The sequence below is a fragment of the Pedococcus sp. P2_A3 genome (genome assembly GCF_056405035.1).
This window is the reverse complement of record NZ_JBFUCW010000025.1, coordinates 1-20,169: the sequence shown is the minus strand read 5'-3', so window position 1 is coordinate 20,169 and position 20,169 is coordinate 1. Positions and strand designations below refer to the sequence as shown.

At 72.7% G+C, this 20,169-nt stretch carries 12 protein-coding genes; 4 read left to right on the top strand and 8 right to left on the bottom strand.

Annotation, left to right across the window (positions count from 1 at the left end; genetic code table 11):
- Window positions 1-2 precede the first annotated feature (2 nt).
- The 8 genes from AC1DX8_RS17655 to AC1DX8_RS17620 form a co-directional block, all read right to left on the bottom strand.
- Complete coding sequence (locus AC1DX8_RS17655; protein WP_477631256.1) at window positions 3-971, bottom strand: AAA family ATPase; 969 nt, start codon at window positions 969-971, stop codon at window positions 3-5.
- A 70-nt stretch (window positions 972-1,041) separates the two neighbouring features.
- Window positions 1,042-7,338, bottom strand: coding sequence for an Ig-like domain-containing protein (locus AC1DX8_RS17650; protein ID WP_477631255.1), 6,297 nt, complete (start codon window positions 7,336-7,338; stop codon window positions 1,042-1,044).
- A gap of 15 nt (window positions 7,339-7,353) precedes the next feature.
- Window positions 7,354-8,070, bottom strand: coding sequence for a hypothetical protein (locus AC1DX8_RS17645; RefSeq protein WP_477631254.1), 717 nt, complete (start codon window positions 8,068-8,070; stop codon window positions 7,354-7,356).
- Window positions 8,071-8,072: 2 nt separating this feature from the next.
- Window positions 8,073-9,752, bottom strand: coding sequence for a serine/threonine-protein kinase (locus AC1DX8_RS17640; protein ID WP_477631253.1), 1,680 nt, complete (start codon window positions 9,750-9,752; stop codon window positions 8,073-8,075).
- Window positions 9,749-11,548 (bottom strand): FHA domain-containing protein, encoded by a 1,800-nt coding sequence (locus AC1DX8_RS17635; protein WP_477631252.1) that lies wholly within the window; start codon window positions 11,546-11,548, stop codon window positions 9,749-9,751. Before AC1DX8_RS17635 ends, AC1DX8_RS17640 begins: the two co-directional genes overlap by 4 nt.
- On the bottom strand, window positions 11,545-12,366 hold the full coding sequence (locus AC1DX8_RS17630) for a PP2C family protein-serine/threonine phosphatase (protein ID WP_477631251.1): 822 nt from the start codon (window positions 12,364-12,366) through the stop codon (window positions 11,545-11,547). Before AC1DX8_RS17630 ends, AC1DX8_RS17635 begins: the two co-directional genes overlap by 4 nt.
- Entirely contained in the window at window positions 12,363-12,836 is a 474-nt protein-coding gene (locus tag AC1DX8_RS17625) for a hypothetical protein (RefSeq protein WP_477631250.1), read from the bottom strand. Before AC1DX8_RS17625 ends, AC1DX8_RS17630 begins: the two co-directional genes overlap by 4 nt.
- Window positions 12,837-13,079: 243 nt before the next feature.
- Entirely contained in the window at window positions 13,080-14,552 is a 1,473-nt protein-coding gene (locus AC1DX8_RS17620) for a CCA tRNA nucleotidyltransferase (protein WP_477631249.1), read from the bottom strand.
- A 35-nt stretch (window positions 14,553-14,587) separates the two neighbouring features.
- Here AC1DX8_RS17620 and AC1DX8_RS17615 point away from each other — a divergent pair, with 35 nt between their 5' ends.
- The 4 genes from AC1DX8_RS17615 to AC1DX8_RS17600 form a co-directional block, all read left to right on the top strand.
- Entirely contained in the window at window positions 14,588-15,082 is a 495-nt protein-coding gene (locus AC1DX8_RS17615) for an NUDIX hydrolase (RefSeq protein WP_477631248.1), read from the top strand.
- The gene (locus tag AC1DX8_RS17610) at window positions 15,082-17,229 is read left to right on the top strand and encodes a DUF6049 family protein (RefSeq protein ID WP_477631247.1); all 2,148 of its coding nucleotides are present in this window, start codon (window positions 15,082-15,084) and stop codon (window positions 17,227-17,229) included. The genes AC1DX8_RS17615 and AC1DX8_RS17610 overlap by 1 nt, the downstream gene beginning before the upstream one ends.
- A complete protein-coding gene (gene murJ, locus AC1DX8_RS17605) occupies window positions 17,226-18,869 on the top strand; it encodes a murein biosynthesis integral membrane protein MurJ (protein WP_477631246.1) in 1,644 nt (547 codons plus the stop codon). Before AC1DX8_RS17610 ends, murJ begins: the two co-directional genes overlap by 4 nt.
- Window positions 18,870-18,928: 59 nt before the next feature.
- On the top strand, window positions 18,929-20,169 hold a 1,241-nt coding region (locus AC1DX8_RS17600; RefSeq protein ID WP_477631245.1), incomplete at its 3' end, for a protein kinase family protein.

Genomic DNA, 20,169 nt, shown 5'->3' with positions numbered 1-20,169 from the left:
GCTCAGGCGACTCGCTCGGCGGGCGGAGCCACCTCGGAGAGGATCTGGTTGATGACCTGGTCGACGGTGATGTTGGCGAACTGCGCCTCGGCGGTGAGGAGCAGGCGGTGGCACAGGATCGGGTGGCTGATCAGCTTCACGTCGTCGGGGATGACGTGCGTGCGGCCCTGGCTGGCGGCCCAGGTCTTGGCGCACCGCACGAACGCGAGGCAGCCGCGGACCGACAGGCCGAGCTTGATCGACACGTGGCGTCGCGACTCCTCGGCGATGCGGGAGATGTAGGCGAGGATCGCCGGGTCGACGTGCACCTCGTCGGCGAGCGCCGCCATCTCGGTGACGACGTTGCTGGTCACGACCGGCTCGAGCGCCTTGGTGCGGTCACGGGTCTTGGCGTCGGCGAGCACCGCGACGGTGGCCTCGTGGTCGGGGTAGCCGAGGCTCGTCTTCATGAGGAAGCGGTCGAGCTGGGCCTCCGGCAGCCGGTAGGTGCCGGCCTGCTCGATCGGGTTCTGGGTGGCGATGACCATGAACGGCTCGGGCACCTTGTGGGGCACGCCGTCGACGGTGACCCGGCCCTCCTCCATCACCTCGAGCAGCGCCGACTGCGTCTTGGGAGACGCGCGGTTGATCTCGTCGGCCAGCACGATGTTGGCGAAGATCGGTCCGTCGTGGAAGTCGAAGGTCTGCTTGGCCGGGTCGTAGATGGTCACGCCCGTGACGTCGCTCGGCAGCAGGTCGGGGGTGAACTGCACCCGGCTGTTGGTGCCCTGCACGGTGCCGGCCATGGCCCGGGCGAGCTGGGTCTTGCCGGTGCCCGGGAAGTCCTCGAGCAGCAGGTGGCCCTCCGAGAGCATGCAGGTCAGCGCGAGGCGGATGACGTGCTGCTTGCCGAGCACGGCCCGGTCGATGTTGTCGACCATCTGGGTGAACGCCTGGGCGAACCACTGGGCCTGGTCGTGGGTGACGGTCATGGGTGTCGCTCTCCGTTGTGTCTGTTGACGATGCGTGGGTATGCCGCGTGGTCGGGACCGGGTGCCCCGCTCACCAGGTGATCGAGTCCCGGTGGCCGCCGCAGTTGACGCTCACCGTGCCGCCGGGGAACCCGTAGTAGTTGAGGCTCTGCTTGGTCTGGTTGGCGCCGATCGACATGTCGACCCAGCCCCCGACGTCGCTGCCGTTCGCCTGGAAGTGGCAGTTGGCCCCGCCGCTGAGGTTCTCGGACCGGACGGCGATGTAGTGGCAGGCGCTCGAGGTGCACGACCCGGAGGCCGTGAAGCACCCTCCGGGGGGACACGGATCGCCCTTGAGGACGGTCACCTTGATGACCGGGGGGTTGGGGATGGTGACCGACTCCGTGGCCGTCCACCCGGACCACCCCGCCGCGGACTTCGCCCGCACCCGCAGGCTGTAGGTGGTGCCCTTGGTGCCGTTGCGCTGGAGCCGTTCGATGGCGCCGGCGGTGCCGTCGAACGACCCGGCATACTCCACGTCGGTGATCGGGCGGCCGTTGGTGCGCAGGTTCCAGGTCCAGACGGGGTCGTCGCCGCTGCGCGTGCCGCTGAACGAACCCGGGACCGGGGTCGGGCCGTAGGGCTGGTAGCTGTTGCTCGCCTGCGACCAGCTCGACCAGTTGGTGCCGTTGTAGGCGCGGACCTCGAGGGTCTGCGAGGTGTTGCCCATCCCGGTCAACGTGAACTGCTTGGTGCTGTTCTCGGGACAGCCACAGCTCACCTGGCCGGTGCGGCCGTTGCCCCGCCACTGCAGCGCGGTGAACGACCCGGAGCGCGAGTCACCCACCGACACGCGCACGGTGGCGGACAGGTCGGGGTCCGGAGTGGTCACGCTCGGCCGGCCCGGCACCTCGGGGATGCCGATCGAGGAGAACGACGTCGGGTTCGCCTTGGGTCCCTCGAGGTCGGCGCCGTTGGTGGCGGTGACGACGTAGCGGTAGCTCGCGCCGTCGTACACGGTGGTGTGCCCCAGGGTGCGCTGGTCCGGCGAGGTGCTGCCGATGGCGGTCCACGCACCACCGCCGCGGCTCTCGTAGACGGTGTACTTCGTCAACGGGGGGCCGTTGGGGCTCACCGGGTCCCACGAGATGGTCAGTCGCGAGGACCCCGCCGCCGGACCGGTCCCGGCGTTGTCTACCCGGGGGGCCGGGACGGCTGGCGGGGTGCCGGCCGACTGCATCCGCACGGCCGAGCCGAACGGCCCGAAGCCGAGCTTGTTCTTGGCGCGCACCTGGACGGACTGCTGGTCGTCGTTCGTGAGCCCGGTGACGGTGGTGCTCAGGCCCGGGGCCGGCACGGTCGCGGTGCGGATCGCGCCGGTGGAGGTGTCGGTGACGCGCACGTCGTAGGTCGTGACGTCACTGCCCTTCTTGGCCGGAGCAGTCCAGGCGATGGTCAGGGAGCGGTCGCCGCGCCCGGCCATGCGCACCCCGTTGACGGGGTTCGGGAGCGTGTCGGGGACGACCGGGTTGCTCACGGTGCTCTCGGGGCTGCGCCCGATCGCGTTCACGGCGATCACGGTGAAGGTGTACGACTCACCGTTCTGGAGGTCGGTGATGGTGCACGGGGAGGCCGAGCAGCTGACCTCTCGTCCGCCCGGACCCTTCACCACGACGACGTACCCGGTGATCGGGCTGCCACCGTCGACCACCGGCGGGAGCCAGCGCACGCGAGCGAAACCGCCGCTGACCCGGTCGGCCTCGGCCGCAACCCCGGTCGGGGCGTCGGGCTTGCCGAGGATCTCGACGGTGCCGCGGCCCGAGGCGTTGCGGCCCGGTCCGTCGGCCACCGAGACGTCCACCACGGTGCGGCCGCGCGCGCTCGCGTCGGCGGTCAGGGTCAGGTCGCACCCGGACCGCGCGACCTGCAGGCCCGAGCCGGACGGGACCGCGGCGGCGGAGATGATGCAGTCGGGACGCTCCAGCGGCGAGTCGAGGTAGGCCCGCAGGTTGATGGTCTGCGACGAGCCGGCCTTGAGGCCGGACACCGTGAACGGGCGCAGCCGCGGCGGGCCCAGGCTCGGCAGCGGGTTGCCGTTGGCGTCGACCGCACCACCGTCGATGCCCAGCACCGACACCGCGATGGTCGACTCGGGTCCGCCTCGCGCCTTGACGACCAGCCGCCCGCTGATGCTGCTGGGGGCTCGGTCGCCGGCCTTGAGGGCCACGGTCCGGTCACCGGCGCCGCTGCGGCGCAGCTCGACACCCGGGGGCTCGGGCTTCCAGCTGCTCTCGAAGACCACGTCGTCGAGGGTCATGCCGACCGGCACCCAGGCGTGGCACAGGGTGGGGATGTCGAGCGTGCGCGCGCGACCCCCGGCGTTGAGCTTCACCGTGTAGCTGGGGCAGCGCAGCAACGGGATCTTCGGCCCGATCTGCACCGGGATCGACAGGTACGCGGTCTTGAAGTCCTTCTGGTCGACGGTCTCCTGGTCGCTCACCTCCAGCATCACCGCGCCGGGTCCGACGTAGCCGCCCGAGGAGGTGAGGGTGAGGCCGTCCCGACCGTCGGCCTCGACCCGCAGCCGGTCCCTGGGTGAGGCGCTGACGTTGTCGGCCGTGGTGATGCTGACGACGCGAGCGCGGGGGGACTTCACGTAGTCGGCCAGCTTGACCGTCTTCGTGGAGTCCTTGTCCATCTCGATCAGCGCGCCCGAGACGACGAAGGGAAGCCCCGACTCGCCCGTCGGGACGTAGATCAGCGCCATGGCGGTGAGGCCGTCCTCGTCGGTGATGACGTAGGGGACGGTGTAGGGGAACGGCTTGACCTGGACCCGCACCTGGCCGTTCTCGACCTTGCCGTCCGGTGACAGCACCGAGGAGATCCGCAGCGACTCCCTGGTGCCGTCGACGTCGCGGTCGTTGGCCAGCGCGTCGACGAGGGTGCTCGTCTCACCCTGCTTCGGCTTGGCCGTGTCGTCGACCGCGACCGGTGGGTTCTTGGCGTTCGGGTCGGGGACCACGGCGATGGTCGACCGCGACGGGTCGAACAGCCCGTTGGAGATGCCGTAGGTGAGGTGCTGCACCCCCGCCTGCGGGGCCGGGACCGTGGTCGTGAAGTAGGTGTTGGCCTCGTCGACCTTCCACTTGGCCAGCTCCCGCGGCGGGTTGAGGGGCGACTGGTACTCGAGGTCGATGCTGTCGCCGCGGGCGATGAGGTCGTTGAGGGTCGCGTCGACCGTGACCGTCTTGCCGGGCTTCGCGCGGACCTCGTCCTCGACGGCGACGGGCGGCTGCGGGTCGCCGGGCTGCACCACGCCGATCCGCACGAACCCCTGGCTCGTGGCCCCGAAGCGGTCGCGGACCTGGTAGTTGAGCACCTCGGTGCCGGCCGACGTCGGGTACGCCTCGTACTTGATGGTCGACGGCCCGAACCCGGTGACCCGGCCGAAGCGGAGGTCGACGGCGCCGCCCTCCTCGCCCACCAGCCCGGAGACGGTGACGCTGTCGCCGTCGGGGTCGACCCCCGACGAGGGGACCGTGATGGTCAGCGGGTCACCCGCGGTCACGCTCGTGGAGAAGCTGCGCGCCACCGGGGCCTGGTTGGGCGTGCCGGTGGTCGGCAGCGGCATCACGGCCACGGTGATCCGGCCGGTGGTCGCCTTCTCCCGGCTGCCGATCGGGTAGACGGCATACTCCACCGTCACGGTCTCCTGGACGGTCGGCGAGCGGTGCTCGGGGACGAACCGCACGACGTTGCCCGAGGCGAAGGCCACGCCGGCGCCGTCGATCACCTTGACGCTCGCCGGGTCGAGCACGAGCGGTATGCCGTCGGCCATGCTGTCGTTGTCTTTCACCGGGATGGTCACGGTGTCCTGGGCGCGGACGACGGCCTGGTCGTCACCGACCACGGGCACGTTGCGGTCGTTGGCCGGGAACTGCGACACGGCCACCTCGCCGGTTGTCGCCTTGACGCCGTCGCTGATCGTGTACGACACCGTGCCCGTGCGCGGCCGGCTGCCCTGGCCCGCCGGGTCGAGTGCCTCGATGCGCACCCAGCGACCCTGGTAGATCGAGGCGCGCAGCCAGCTGCTGTTGCCGCTCACCGACACCGAGCGCGTGACCAGCACATCGGCTCGCGGGCTGTAGTCGTTGGCCAGCACGTCGGTCAGCACCGGCGTCTGGTCACGCAGGGTGGCTGCGTCGGGGACCGCCACGGGCGGGGCGTCGGGGTCCGGGTCGGCGATGAGGTCCACCCGGATCCGGCCGGCGGCGATGCCCCCACCCACCTGCGCGCCGTAGCTCAGGGTGAAGGTGCCGGCGCTGGTGCCGGTCACGGTGACGACCCCGGTGTCGAGGTTGGTCGTGACCCCCAGCGAGCCGGTCGGCTGCAGCTCCCGGCTGAGGCGCATGCGGGCGTCCGGCTCGGTGGGGTCGGCGCCCGGGATGTCGTTGCCCAGCGGCTCGAGCTGCAGGGGCTTGCCCACCACGCCGCGCACGACGTCGGGCTGCGTCTCCGGCTTGACCAGGCTGTCGTCCGGACCGAGCACCTTCACCGACACGGTGCCCTTCGCGCCGACCCGCCCGTCGTTGACGGAGTACTCGACACCCTGGGTGCCGGCCTTCAGCGGGGCGAGGACGTTGAGGCGGCCGAGTCCGTCGACCGACGACCCGTCGGCGACCGCCTCGAGGCTGAGTGAGTCGCTCTCCGGGTCGCGCCAGTCGCCGATGACCTGCACCGGGAGGAGCTTGCCGGCGATGACCGGGTAGACCGTCTTCGACAGGTTCGCCGTCCCGGGGCGCAGGGTCGGGGGCGAGTTGACCTCGTCGGGGACGAGGGTCACGGTCACCTTGGCCTGCGACTTCTGCGGGGCCTTGCCGTTGTTGATCTTGTAGGTGAACGAGAACGACTGGCGCTCCGGCTCCTCCGGCACGGTGATGTCGATGCTCTGGCCGTCGGCGGCGACGCTGGCCGTCACCCCCGACATGTCGGGGCGGGACAGGTCGTCGGGGGAGATCGCGAGCACCGAGCCGGCGGCGTCGGTGTCGTTGTCGAGGACGTGCAGCTTGGACGTGCGGCCCGGCCGGGCCTTGAGGTTGTCCGGCTTGGCCGTCGGGGGCTGCGACACCGACGTCTCGTCGATGAGGTTCTCGTCCTTCTTCTTGGTGTCCTTGCTGGTCTGCGGTGGCGGGATGAGGGAGTCCCACTCATCGAGCTTCTTCGGCTTGCTCTCGAGGTCCCAGACCTCACCGCCGTCGAGGTCGTTGAGGACGACGAGGCCGTGGTTGGTGCGCAGCGCGACGCCCGAGCGCACGGACTCCTTGGTCTTGCGCTCGATCGACACCGCCGGCACCGGGCGGCCGGCGCCGCAGTCCTTGCCGTAGTAGTTGGTGACCACGCTCGCCCAGGCCGCGTGGATGCACGACCCCGTGCGCAGCGGCCGGGACGGCTGCGGAGGGGTCTCGTTGTCACCGATGGTGACCTGCACGCCTCCTTCGGCGCTGCCCCCACCGAACCCGATCAGCCGCAGCGTCGTGGCGTCCTGGAGGCCCACGGAGTCGGCGTCCGGACCGGGCTGCTGCAACGCGGCATACGCGGGCTTGCCCTCCTCGCGCGCGGTGCCGCCGTCCGCGGGCCGGTCGCTGCCCTGGAACCACAGCTGGTCGGCGTCGGCGCTGTAGACGACCCAGCGGGTGCCGACGGCGGTGATGTCGACGACCTTCGCGCCCTTCAGGGCGATCTTCTCGGTGACGGGCTTGCCGAAACCCGTGGGCGTCCGGGGGATCGAGACCACGGTGCCGGTGGCGCCGGACACGGCGTGGATGCCGCCGCTGACGTCCACGGCCACCGCGGCCACGGCGCCGATCCTGGCCAGCGGCTTGGCCGTGGCGCTGATCCCGTCGAGCGAACCCAGCCCGGCCTCGTGGTCGTACGTCTGGCCCCACACGCGGCCGTCGCGGGGCTCGACCATCGCGACGGTGCCACCGCGCAGGTCGACCGTGCGCGGGACGAAGACCGTCTGGTTGGTGCCGGGACGGGCCGCCGGCACCGCCGTGCCGCCCGCCTCGTCGACGCGACCGGACTTGGGCTCGATGGGCGTGAACGCCCCCGAGCCCAACTCCAGGCCGGCGACCGCGTTGTCGTCCTGGAGGATGTCGACCGGCTCACCGGGACCGCTCGAGGCGACCACCCCGCCGTCGAACTGGCCCACCGCCTTGTTGACCCGCGCGAACCGTGCGTCCTTGGCCGAGGAGACCCACACCCCGCCGTCGCTGAGGTCGGTCTCGTGCACGGTCTCGCCCTTGGACGTGACCGCGAAGAACGTCAGGCTCGTCGCGGCAAGCGCCACCACGAGACCGGACGCCACCCCCACCCGTCGAGTCGACATCGGACCCACTACTACCTACTCCCCTTGGTTGCCGTCCGTGATGCTGTCGAGCAGCACCAGGTCAGGCTCAGTCACGAGACGGGTCGACAGCGCATGCTCGACCAGCCTCGCCTTGCGGTTGCTTGCGAGCTTCCCCGGCCCCCCGTGCAGACCACGTGTACCAGCATCTGCGACCTTCTGACACACATTGTCCAGCTTTCGGTTGAACTTCGTGACCTTCCAGCCGAGCCGCGCGGCGGCGTCGGCCGACGACGGGATCTGGGCCACGCCGGTCTGCCCGCGTCGCAGGAAGGGCTCGGCCAGCGCCACGATGAGCAGCTTCTGGTCGGGGGTGAAGGACACCCGCCCGACCGTCGTCTCGCCGGTGGCGTCGTCCTCGACCACCTCCTCCGTGCCGGTGGAGGTGAAGGCGGGCGAGTCGACGAGGATGTCGAAGTCGTAGGTGGTCGGTCCGGCCGTGAACCAGACCGTCAGGCGTTCGAGCGCCAACGGGATCCGGGCGCCGGGGTTGAGCCAGGCCTGGAAGAGGCCCTTCTTGTCGGCCACGGTCGCCGTCAGCGTGGTGCCGACGTTGGCCAGCCACCACAGACCGCCCTCCTCGACGATCTGCAGGAAGTTGCGGTGCAGGTAGGGGTTGTCGTCGATCTCCACGTCGCCGACCCGACCGATGGTGAGCGGACGCGACCCCTCGGCCACGAAGAGCTCCCCACAGAAGTCCACGGTCACACCCATCGCTACCCCGCCTTCTCACACTGCGGCGTGGACCAGTTGGACTCCGACCCGCTGCGGATGACCCGGGCCTGGCCACAGACCTGGGTGCCCTTGGCCGCCTTCACGACGCTGGTCGTCGTCGCGGCCTTGGCGAAGACCGCGTCCGTGAGGGCGTCCACGGTCGGTGCGCTGCGGAACCGGTAGACGTCGCCCTTCCGGGCTCCCGGGTAGGTCCACGAGAAGGCCACCGCACCCGTCGTGCCCCGGGCCGAGATGGTCGGCACCGGCGCGATGGCGACGGGGTCGTCGTCGGTCTGGCTGGCGACCGTCCTGGCCGGCGTGGCGACCGGGCCACCGTCGCCGCGACCGAAGACCGCCCACAGGGCGATGGCCGCGAGCACCGCCACCACCACGGTGACGCCGGTCAGCAGCATCGCCGGGCTGATCTCGTGGCGCTGCACGTCGGCGGCGGCCGGCTCGGGGCCCGGGGCGACGGGGCCGGCGGCGCCTGCCGTGCCCACCGCGGCGCCTGCCGCGCCCACCGCGCTGCCTGCGGTCGCCGCGCGCGACCGGTCCACCCGGATCGTGCCCTCCTCGGCGACGTCGTCGGGCACCCCGGAGGTCGCCTGACCGGGGCGGGGTGAGGTCACGGTGGTCTGCCCGGCGGCCGGGATCGACGTCGATCCACTGAGCGGCGGGTATGCCGTCCGGCTGGGTCGCGGCTGCGGCAGCGCCTGGGCGCTGCGCACCGCCTGCGGGCTGCGCACCCGGGTGCGGTCGTCCTCGTCACCCCCGGGTGCGGGCGTCTGGTCGGCCAGGGTCGTCTGCCCCTGCTCGTCGAGCACGACGATCGCGGTGCGGGGGAACCGCTGCTCCTGCTCGATCTCCTGCAGGGCGCGGGCGAAGGCGAGCGCCGTGGCCGGGCGGTTGCCGGGGTCCTTGGCCATCGACTGCCCGAGCAGGCGCTCGAGCGAGACCGGTACGTCGGCACGACCCGTGCTCGGCACGGGGTTCGACCGGATGCGGGGCATCAGGGCGTAGGCCGAGTTGTCACCGCCACCGACCTCGAAGGGCGAGCGACCCACCAGCAGCTGCCAGAGCGTGGCGGCCAGGCTGTACACGTCGGCGCGCGCGTCGCCGTTCGACTGGCCGAACAGCACCTCGGGGGGTGCCCACGGCACGGAGACGCCGACGTCGTCGTTCTCCTCCTCCGCGCCGGCGCCACCACGACCGGCGATGCCGAAGTCGGTGAGGCCCGGGGCGCCGTACTGGCTGACCAGCACGTTGGCCGGCTTGATGTCACGGTGCGTGATGCCGGCCCGGTGGGCGGTCTCGACCGCACTGGCGAGCTGGATGCCGATGCGCAGCACCTCTTCGACCGTGAACCGCTCCGAGCGGGCCCGCATCGCCATGTTCGGCGGCGGGTAGTACTTCATGACGAGGTACGGGCGCCCGTCAGCCGAGGTCTCGGCCCGGAACACCTGGACGATGTAGGGGTGGTCGGCCAGCTGGGCCATGGTGTCAGCCTCGTCGGCGAACTGGCGCCGGATGGCCGGGGTCAGCCCCTCACCCTTGAGCACCTTGACCGCGACGTTCATCCGCGGCATCTGCTGCTCGTAGAGGAACACGTCGGCATACCCGCCCGACCCGACCGGCTGGACGTAGACCAGGCCCGGGATCTCGGGCGGGGTCGAGGTGCTCACGAGCCCACCTCGTAGGTGAGGCTGACCTCGTCGGCGAGGGTGATCACGGTGCCGGGCTCGATGACCTGCTGGTCGCTGGGACGAAGCCGCACAGGGTGCTGGCCGGGGAGCGCGACCGTCGTGCCGTTGGTCGACCCGAGGTCACGGATGAGGACGTGCCAGCCCTCGAGCACGATCTCCACGTGGTTGCGGGAGATGTCGTTCTGCGGGGAAGCCACCTTGACCAGGTGGGGTCGGTCGGCCGCGGCGAGCTCGGCGTTCACCTTCGGCGAGCGACCCAGCAGCACCCCCCGGTCGAGCTGCACCACGTCGCCGGACGCGAGCCGCAACAGGCCCAACGGCGGTCGCGCGGTCTGGAACGGCTGCTGGGGCGGGATCTCACGGCCGCACAACCGGCACACCCCGGAGTGCGGCGGGCTGGAGTGGCCGGCCGGGCACAGGACGGCCAGCACCGTCGGGCCGCTCACCGGGGCCCGGCCCGCCAGCAGCGCGCTGCGGTCGACCGTGGCCTCGGCGTCGTCGCCCGCTGCGGCCATCGCGGGGGTCGAGGGCACTGAGGGGGTCGAGGGCACTGCGGACAGCGGCGGGGCCGGGCTCGCGACCGGGGCGGCGCCGGCGGGGGGACGGGCCGACGGTGCCGGGGGCAACGGCACGCTGCCGGGCCGTGCGGAGTGCGGGGCCGCCACCGCGCCTGGCTGGGGGCGGGCAGCGGCGGGCGCCGACGCGGACGGAGCGGCAGGCGGGGCTGCAGGAACGTCGGGCCGGCGGGGTTCCTCGCGGGGGGAGGGGTCAGGAGCGGGCACGTTGGAGCCGCCGCTGCGCCACGGGACGGAGTCGATGAGACCGCCCCTCGGCGGTGCCGAGGGTGGTGGGGTGGCCGTCGGCGGGGTGGCCGGCGGCACGGCACCGGGGTGCAGGGTGTCGCGGGGCGGGGCGAGCGTCTGCTCGGGGTGGGCAGGCTCCTGCGCGGCGACCGAGTCGCGGGGGTCGAAGCCGCCCGCCGACTCGATCGGGGCGTGACCGATGGGCGGCTCGCTGATCCCCTGGGTGTCGTGCTTCTCGAGATACGAGGGCCGGTCGTGCTGGGTGGCGCCGAACAGGTGGTCGTAGCTCGGCAGGTCCTCGACCTCACCGACCTCCGCGACCGCTTCCTCCACGAGCTCTTCCGCCACGACCGCGTCCTCCGCGACCGGCCCCGCAAGCGCCGCCCCGGCAGTGGCAGCCGTGGGCTCGGCGGCAGCCGTGGGCTCGGCGGCAGGAGGCGCGGACGGCGGGGCGGCCGGGGGTTCGGACGCGGGCTCCTCGGCCCGTCCCCGACCGAAGACGCTGGGCAGCCTCCAGCCGGCCCCGTCACCTGACCCAGCCCCACCGGCCGGGGGGAGCTGGGTGTCGGCGACACGGGCCGATGCCTCGTCGGCGAGCGCCGGGGGCGCGGCCGCACCGGTCCGGAGGGTCAGCGCCGTGACGTCGTGGTCCGCGTCCTGGTCGGCCCACGGCCCCCGCCCGGTGGCCCGGAGCTCGTCGGTGGCTCCGCCGGGACGCGAGGCGACGGCATACGCACTGCCGCGGGTCACCACCCGCAGTGGTGACCCCTCGAGGACGGCGGCGAAGTCGGGCGTGGCCCGCACCCCGTCGGCCGACAGCGCGTCGAGCACGTCGTCGAGGTCGCCCTCCTGGGCGGCCGCACGGACGCGGTCCACCAACGCACCGCCCGCACGCACCAGCACGTGGAGGTGGCCGACCGAAACGGTCGACCACCCAGGCTCGTCGGGCAGCTCGATGGGGATCGCCGTCATCCGTGACCGCCCGCCGCCCCGGCTCCCGTGCGCGGCGCCGTGTCGATGTCGTCGAGGTCGTCGTCGTCGGAGTCGAGAGCCACCACGACCACGGACACGTTGTCGCGCCCCCCGGCGTCGACGCCGGCCGCGACCAGGGCCTCGGCGCAGGTCTGGGGGTCATCGTGCTCGGCGACGATCTGGCGGATGCGGTCGGTGCTCAGCTCGTTGGACAGGCCGTCGGAGCAGATCACGAAGCGCTCGCCGGCGTGCGGCGGGAAGACCCAGATGTCAGGCGTCGGCAACGACTCCGAACCCATCGACCGCGTCACGACGTTGCGCAGCGGGTGGCGGGCCGACTCCTCCTCGGTGATCAGCCCGGCGTCGATCAGCTCGCGCACCTCGGAGTGGTCCACCGTCACCAGGCGCAGCTGGCCGTCGACGAACCGGTAGACCCGGGAGTCGCCGACGTTGAAGACGGCCCAGTGGTCCGAGCCACCGGCCCTGACGACGGCCAGCCCGGCGGCCGTGGTGCCCATGCCGGTCTGCTCGGGGTGCTGGGCGACCGACTCGAGGATGCGCCGGTTGGCCAGCGCCAGCGCCTCGACGAGGTCCTCGCGTCGTCGGACCGGTGCGTCGGCGAGCTCGCCGAGGGTCGCGGTGACGATCTGGCTCGCGACCTCGCCGGCCGCGTGCCCGCCCATGCCGTCGGCGACGACGAACACCGTGCGGTCGGCCAGCACGCTGTCCTCGTTGTGCTGCCGCACCCGACCCACGTCGGTCGCGGCGCCGGCCCGCACCGTCAGGCCCGCGCCGTGCGGGGCCCCGGAGGTGGTCACCGGGTGACCCGGACGGTCTGCATGAGCTGCTGGAGCGACTCGTACTCGACGTCGACCTGCTCGCCCCCGACCGACCCGGTCACCTGCAGGAGGTCGACGACCTGGCCGCGGCGCGCGCCCGCGAACAGGTGGGCCTGGACGACGTCGCCCACGGCTTCGTCGGTCCACGAGACGTTGACGCCGACGAAGGGGACCGACTCGATCTCGAGGGCGAACGGGGCGTCCATCTCGCCGTCGGTGCGGTCCTCGACGTAGGACTTGAGCTCGGAGAGCGCGCGCCCGATGGTGAAGTCACCCGACCGGGTGAAGCCCCGGACCACCACGTTGGGGGCGAACCGTCCACCGGTGTCGGTGCGACGGGCGGCCAGCAGCGTGCCGGGCACGCGCACCGGAGCCCAGCCGTCGGGGATGTCGACGGTGACCGACGGCGGGCCCGGGAACTGCGCGCTCGGGTACTTCAGAGTGGGCATCGGGACCTTTCGGGAGAACCTGTCGGCGACCGGGAACTGCACCGCGCAGGCTAGGCCCGATGGCGACCTCGGCCAATGGGGAGAACTCCCCTACCGACCACTCCCCACCCTGCCGACGCGCGCCGACGCAGTCAGGGGCAAGGCTCCCACACGAGGGCAAACCGGCAAAACCCCCCTCTTCACTCGCAATCCACCACATCTCGCGGCGCGGTACGAGCCGTCGGCCGCCTGCTCCCGCAGCCCCTACCCCGACTCGGGCTGCTGGGCCCACCACTCCTGCAACGCGGCCACCGCTGCGTCGCGGCCGAGCATGCCCTGGTCGAGCCGGAGCTCGAGCAGGAAGGAGTAGGCGCGGCCGAGTACCGGGCCGGGACGGATGCCCAGCACCTCGGCGATCTCGGTGCCGTTGAGCTCGGGCCGCACCTTGGCCAGCTCCTCGGCCTCCATCAGTGCCTCGATCCGCGTCTCGAGCGCGTCGTAGGTCTGCGACAGCCGGGCGGCCTTGCGGGCGTTGCGGGTCGTGGAGTCCGAGCGGGTGAGCCGGTGCAGACGCTGGAGCAGCGGACCGGCATCGGTGACGTAGCGACGCACCGCCGAGTCGGTCCACGCGCCGTCGCCGTACCCGTGGAACCGCAGGTGCAGCTCCACCAGCCGGGTCACCGACTTGACGGTGTCCTTGTCGTAGCGCAGGGCCTTGAGCCGTTTGGCCGTGAGCTTCGCGCCGACCACCTCGTGGTGGTGGAACGAGACGCCACCGCCGGACTCGAACCGCCGGGTCGCCGGCTTGCCGATGTCATGGAGCAGGGCGGCCAGCCGCAGCACCAGGTCGGGGCCGGGCACCGAGGACTCCGGCCCGTCGGGCGGTCCCTCCAGGGCGATGGCCTGGTCGAGGACGGTCAGCGAGTGCTCGTAGACGTCCTTGTGGCGGTGGTGCTCGTCGATCTCGAGCTGCAAGGCGGGCAGCTCGGGCAGGACGTGGTCGGCCAGCCCGGTGTCGACCAGGAGCCGCAGCCCCGCGCGGGGGGATGCGGCGAGCAGCAGCTTGGTCAGCTCGTCGCGGACCCGCTCGGCCGACACGATGTCGATCGAGGCGGCCATCGTGGTCATCGCGGCGCGCACCTCCGGCGCGAGGGTGACGCCGAGCTGGGCCGCGAACCGGCAGGCCCGCATCATCCGCAACGGGTCGTCCCCGAACGACACCTCGGGCGGCCCCGGCGTGCGCAGGCGACGGGCGGCGAGGTCGGCCAACCCGGCAAACGGGTCGACGAACTCCATCGAGGGCAGGCGCAGGGCCATCGCGTTGACCGTGAAGTCGCGGCGCACCAGGTCGTCCTCGAGGTTGTCACCGAAGGCGACCACGGGCTTGCGGGTCTGGCCGTCATAGGCGTCGGCCCGGTAGTTGGTGACCTCGACGACGTGGTCCCCGCGGCGAGCGCCGATGGTGCCGAACTCGCGACCGATGTCCCAGTGCGCGTCGCCCCACGCGCGCAGGATGGCCAGCGCCTCGTCGGGGCTGGCGCTGGTCGTGAAGTCGAGGTCGGGCGAGACCCGCCCGAGGAAGGCATCGCGCACCGGACCACCCACGAGGGCCAGCTCGTGTCCTCCGGCACTGAACAGCCCACCGAGCTCGGTCAGCAGCGGCACGATCGGCGCGAGGTGCGCGGTGGCCCGGCGGAGGAGCTCGGCCTGCGGCTCGCGGGGATCAGCGGTGGACACGGAGGTCAAGGGTAGGCGCTCGTTAGAGTGGCACGGTGACCTCCCCCGCCCGCGACCCCGAGAGGCTGGCGCCTGGCCGGCCCCGGCTGCCCGCGGTCGAGGAGCGCTCCGCAGGGGGGATCGTCGTCGACGTGCAGGACGGCGTCGCGCGGATCGCGGTGATCGCCCGGCGCAACCGGGCCGGCCGGATCGAGTGGTGCCTGCCCAAGGGGCACATGGAGAACGGCGAGACCCTCCAGCAGGCCGCGGCCCGCGAGGTGGAGGAGGAGACCGGCATCGAGGGCCGGGTCCTCACCGAGCTCGGCACCATCGACTACTGGTTCGCCACGGGCGAGCGCCGCATCCACAAGTTCGTGCACCACTACCTGCTCGAGGCCACCGGCGGTCACCTCACCATCGAGAACGACCCCGACCACGAGGCCATCGACGTCGCCTGGCTGCCGTTGCGCGAGGCCCACGAGCACCTCACCTTCCCCAACGAGCGGCGCATCGCGAGGCAGGCCTGGCAGCGGCTGGCCGGAGACGGGTGATGCACCGCATACCCGTATGCCGCGTGCTCGCCGCGGCGGCGCTGGCCGTGCCCGCGTGGTTCGCCGTCCCGGCTGTGGCGACCGGGGCGACGGGGGCGACGGTCTCGCAGGCCGGGTCCCTCGCGTCCGCGGGCGAGGTCACCCTGGAGCTCAGCTCCGTCACCCCCGCGGTCGCGAAGGCCGCCGACGACCTGGTGGTCACCGGGACGATGCACAACGACACCGATACCCCTTTGCTGCGACCGGTCATCTCGGTGGTGATGGGCTCGATGGCGCCCACCCGCAAGGCGGTCGGTGACTGGGCGGCTCAGACCGGGCCGGCCACCGGCAAGGTGGTGGGGCAGACCAGGCTGGCCGGCACGTTGGCCGCCGGCGCGAGCGCGGTCTTCTCGGTGCGGGTCGCCAAGCTGGCTTCACTCGGGGAGGCCACCTACGGCGCCATCCCGATCAGCGTGCAATCGGGGGCGACGAGCGTCCGCACGTTTGCCGGCTACCAGCAGACCAAGCAGTACCAACCCATGTCGATCAGCTGGGCCGTGCCGCTCACCCTCGACCCCGACCCCAACCTCTTCGGGGGCAGCGGGGCCGCCCGGGAGACCGCCTGGAGCGAGGCGCTCTCTGCCGGCTCGCGGGTCTCGCGGGTGATCCAGGCGACCGAGGACGCCGACGTCACGTGGGCCGTCGACCCGACGCTGACCCCGAGCCTGCTCCCCGACGCGGTCGACCTGGAGCCCGGCTCCCCCGCGGGCCGCGAGGAGAGCACCGTCCGCGCCGCCACCGAGGCCCAGATCACCCAGGGGGCCGCACGGCACCACCCGTGGGTGCTGCCCGACACCGACGCCGACCTGGCCGCGGTGGCCGGGGCGCCGAGCGGTGAGGCGCTGATCCGCAGCTTCGTGGAGCGCTCCAGCACGGTGGCCACGGCGTTGCGCGGCCGCTCCGACGTCGCGTGGCCGGCCGACGGCGGGTACACGACCACCCGCGAGACCGCCCTGCGCCGGCTGTTCCAGTCACCGGGACTGGCCGGCCAGGTCACCTCGAGCTCGGTGTTGGGCTCGCCCGACGCGGTCGGCACCCCGAACGCAGAGCAGCGCAGCACGACGGGACTGCCCCTGCTCGCCTACGACGACGCGCTGAGCCGGCTGCTGGCTCGCACCTCCTCACCGGCCGACGCAGTCCTCAGCACCCAGCAGTTCGTGGCCGACTCCGTCGCCCTGCTCAACGAGCTGCCCGGCACCGAGGGACGCAGTGTCTTCGTCGCCGCGCCGCGGTCGTTCAACCCCGACCCGACGGCGGCCCGCACCTTCTTCGCGGCCGCCGAGAGCATCCCGTGGCTGACGCCCACGACCACCGACGCCGCGCTGTCGAGGGCCCGCCGCGCGGTCCCGACGCCGGCGGCCCCGGTCACCCGCCCGACCGTGCCCGCCACCGGGGGACGAGCGGTGCTGACGACGGCGCGGGTCGCCCAGCTCGAGCAGACCGTGCGCACCGTGCGTGGCGTGGCCCAGATCCGCGACGACGGCGACGCGTTCCTGCGCACCTGGACCCGGGCCGCCGAACAGCTCGCCTCCACCCGCTGGCGGGCCGCGCCGACGGCCTGGAACACGCTCAGCGGACGGGTCTCGGCGGCTGCCAGGCAGACCACCACCGCCGTCAAGGTGTCGGCGAGCACCATCAACTTCCTCGCCGACTCCGGGCGGCTGCAGATCACCGTGACCAATGACCTCGCCGTCCCGGTCGACCACGTCAAGCTGACCCTCGAGGCGTCGAACCCCCGGCTGCGCATCGACAGCCAGCCGCCGATCCTGCGGATCGGGCCGCGCAGCCGGGCCACGGTGAGCGTCCGGGTGACGGCGCTGGCCGCCGGACCGGTGCCCCTCCGCACCACCTTGACCACCCCCGACGGGACGGTCATCGGGCAGGGTGCCGACGTCCAGGTCAGGGTCACCCCCACCGGTCACTGGATCTACTGGGGCCTGGGTGGGGTGGCCGTCGTCATCCTGCTGCTCGGTATCGTGCGGACCTTCCGGACCCGACCCGACGCGAAGGCCACCCCCTCCGCCGTGGCGTCACCGGCCGGACCCACCACCCCCGGCCCGCCTCGACCGCCCACCGACCAGCTCCCTCGAGAGGCCCGCACCGCATGACCGACGTCCCCGCGGGCGAGCGCAGCCTCGCCCGGTCCAGCGCGGTCATGGCCGCGGGCACCGTGGTCTCCCGGGTCCTCGGCTTCGGTCGGGCGGCGCTGCTCAGCGGCGCGGTCGGCATCGGGCTCGCCGCCGACACGTTCCAGGTGGCCAACACGCTGCCCAACCAGTTCTACCTCCTGCTCGCCGGTGGCGTCCTCAACGCCGTCCTGGTCCCCCAGATCACCAAGGCAGCGAGCCACGACGACGGCGGGCACACCTTCGTCAACCGCCTGTTGACGCTCTCGCTGGCCCTGCTGGTCGGGGCCACCGTCCTCGTCACCCTCGCCGCCCCCCTGCTGGTCCGCGTCTTCGCAACCCGCGAGTGGGACTCCGACGCGGTCGGGCTGGCCGTGGCGTTCGCGTTCATCTGTCTCCCCCAGGTCTTCTTCTACGGCCTCTACACGCTGTTCGGCCAGGTGCTCAACGCGCGCGGGCAGTTCGCGGCATACATGTGGGCGCCTGCGCTGGCCAACGTGGTGGCGATCGGTGGGCTGCTCTGGTTCAAGGTGGCCTACCCCGCCTCGGTCAAGGTCGCCGACTGGACCCCCGGCATGATCTGGATCCTCGCGGGCACCGCCACCCTCGGCGTCGCCGTTCAGGCCGTGGCCCTGTGGCTGCCCCTGCGCGCCAGCGGGTTCCGCTACCGCCCGGTGTGGGGCTTTCGCGGCGTCGGTCTGCGCAGCGCGTCCAAGGTCGCCGGATGGACCTTTGCGGCGGTCGCGCTGAGCCAGGTCGGCTACATCGTGACGTCGCAGGTGATGACTCGCGCGACCCACCTGCTGGAGGGCCGCCACGAGGTGGGCGCGGGGCTCGCCGCCTACGGCTATGCCTTCCTGCTCTTCATGCTCCCCCACTCGCTCATCACCGTCTCCCTCGTGACCGCGCTCTTCACCCGGCTCTCCCAGGCCGCCAACCGGGGCGACAGCGAGGCGGTGGTGGCCGACCTCGGCAGCGGCCTGCGCATGCCGGCGGTGCTGCTCGTCCCGGGCACGGTCGCCATGGTGGTGCTGGGCACGCAGGCCGCGCGGGTGGCCTTCTTCGACAACACCCCGCAGGAGTCCGCCGCGATCGGGCGGGTGATGATCGCGATGATGCTCGGCCTGGTCCCGTTCGGGTGGCTCTACCTGATCCAACGGGTCTTCTACGCCTACGAGGACGCCAGGACGCCGTTCCGCCTGCAGGTGGTCGTCACGGTCGTTGCCACCGTCGCCAACCTGGTCGCGGCCACCGTCGACCCGGTCCACACCGGCATCGTGGTGGGCCTCGGGCAGACCCTGAGCAACCTCGCTGCCGCGCTGCTCGGGTTCGTCCTGCTGCGCCGCCGCCTCGGGCCGCTGCACCTGCAGGCGAGCATCCGCAGCTACGTGCGGCTGGTGCTGGCGTCCGCCGTCGCCGGGATCCTGACCTGGTTGGGCGTGCGGGCGCTGGAGGCGGCGGGAGTCGACGGTCGGTCCTGGACCGGCGCGCTGGTCGAGGCCGTGGTGGGTGGAGGAGCCTTCGTCGTCATCGCGCTCACGCTCGCCCACGTCATGCGAGTCCGGGAGGTCGCCCTGCTCCTCGACCCGCTGGTGCGGCGCCTGCGTCGACGCCCGTCCTGATCCACACGGCCTAGGATGAGGCCGCAGCTGGCTGGTTCAGCCGGGGCAGGGGACGTGTCGTGGTGATCGAGACCGTAGGAGGCAGCGTGCACGGGGTAGGCCCTTCGACGGTGCTGGGTGGCCGCTACGCGGTGCAGCGCCGGCTCGAGAAGCTGCCCAACGCCGAGCGCTGGTCGGCCCACGACACGACCCTCGAGCGCGACGTGGTCATCGTCTGCTTCTCCGAGCAGGAAGCCCACGCCGACACCACGCTCGACGCCGCTCGCCGGGCGGCCGGCCTCGACAACCACCGCCTCGTGCGGGTGCTCGACGTCGGGCGCTCCGAGGGCATCGCGTTCTTCGTCGAGGAGGCGATCAACGACGCCCAGACCCTGGCCCACCTGCTCGAGCAGGGTGGCCTGCCCGCCGAGGAGGTCCGCCGCATCGCCGGCGAGACCGCGACGGGACTCGAGGCGGCGCGCGGTCGCGGCCTGCACCACCTCCGGCTCACCCCCCACTCGGTGCTGCGCGCCCACGACGGCACGATCAAGGTGCGCGGGGTCGCGACCACCGCGGCGATGGCCACCGACGACGACGTCGACGCCGTCCGGGCGGCCCGCACCGACGCCGTGGGCGTGGTGGCCATCACGTATGCCGCGTTGACCAGTCGCTGGCCGTTGCCCGGCCACGTGGCCGGGCTAGAGTCGGCTCCCCACGTCGTCGGCGGGGTGCCGGCCCCGTCGGAGATCGCGGCAGGTGTGCCCGGCGACCTCGATGCCCTCTGCCGGCTGACCCTCAACGAGGACCAGGGCCCGCTGACGCCGGGCGACTTCGCCACCCAGATCGCCCCGTGGGCGATGGCGCAGGTGCAGGGGATCGGTGGCGCCCACCCGGTCGACGACGGCACCAGCCGCACCATCGCCCTGCCGATGGACGACCTCGACGCCGCTCTCGCATCCGCACCCCCTGCCACAGCGTCGTCAGCAACCCCGTCTTCAGTAACCCCGTCTTCAGTGCCCCCGCCGCCAGTCCCCCCGCACGAGCAGTGGGGAGCGACCGCACCGGCCGGAGAACCCACCCCCACCCAGCCCCTGGCTCCCCTGACCGCAGGGGCCGGTCTCGCGACCGGGGCGACCCAGACCGCGGACGACCACGCGGCCGAGCCCCACGGCACCCCGGGCGCCCCAGTCGTCCCCCGCGCCGATGACGAGGACGACCAGCCGGGTGCCGGAGCTGCGGCGGCAGCGCAGGCGGCGGCGGCCGCGAGCGCCGTGGGGTCCGCCCTCGGCACGGCCGGTCACGCCGCCGGGGCGGCGGCAGG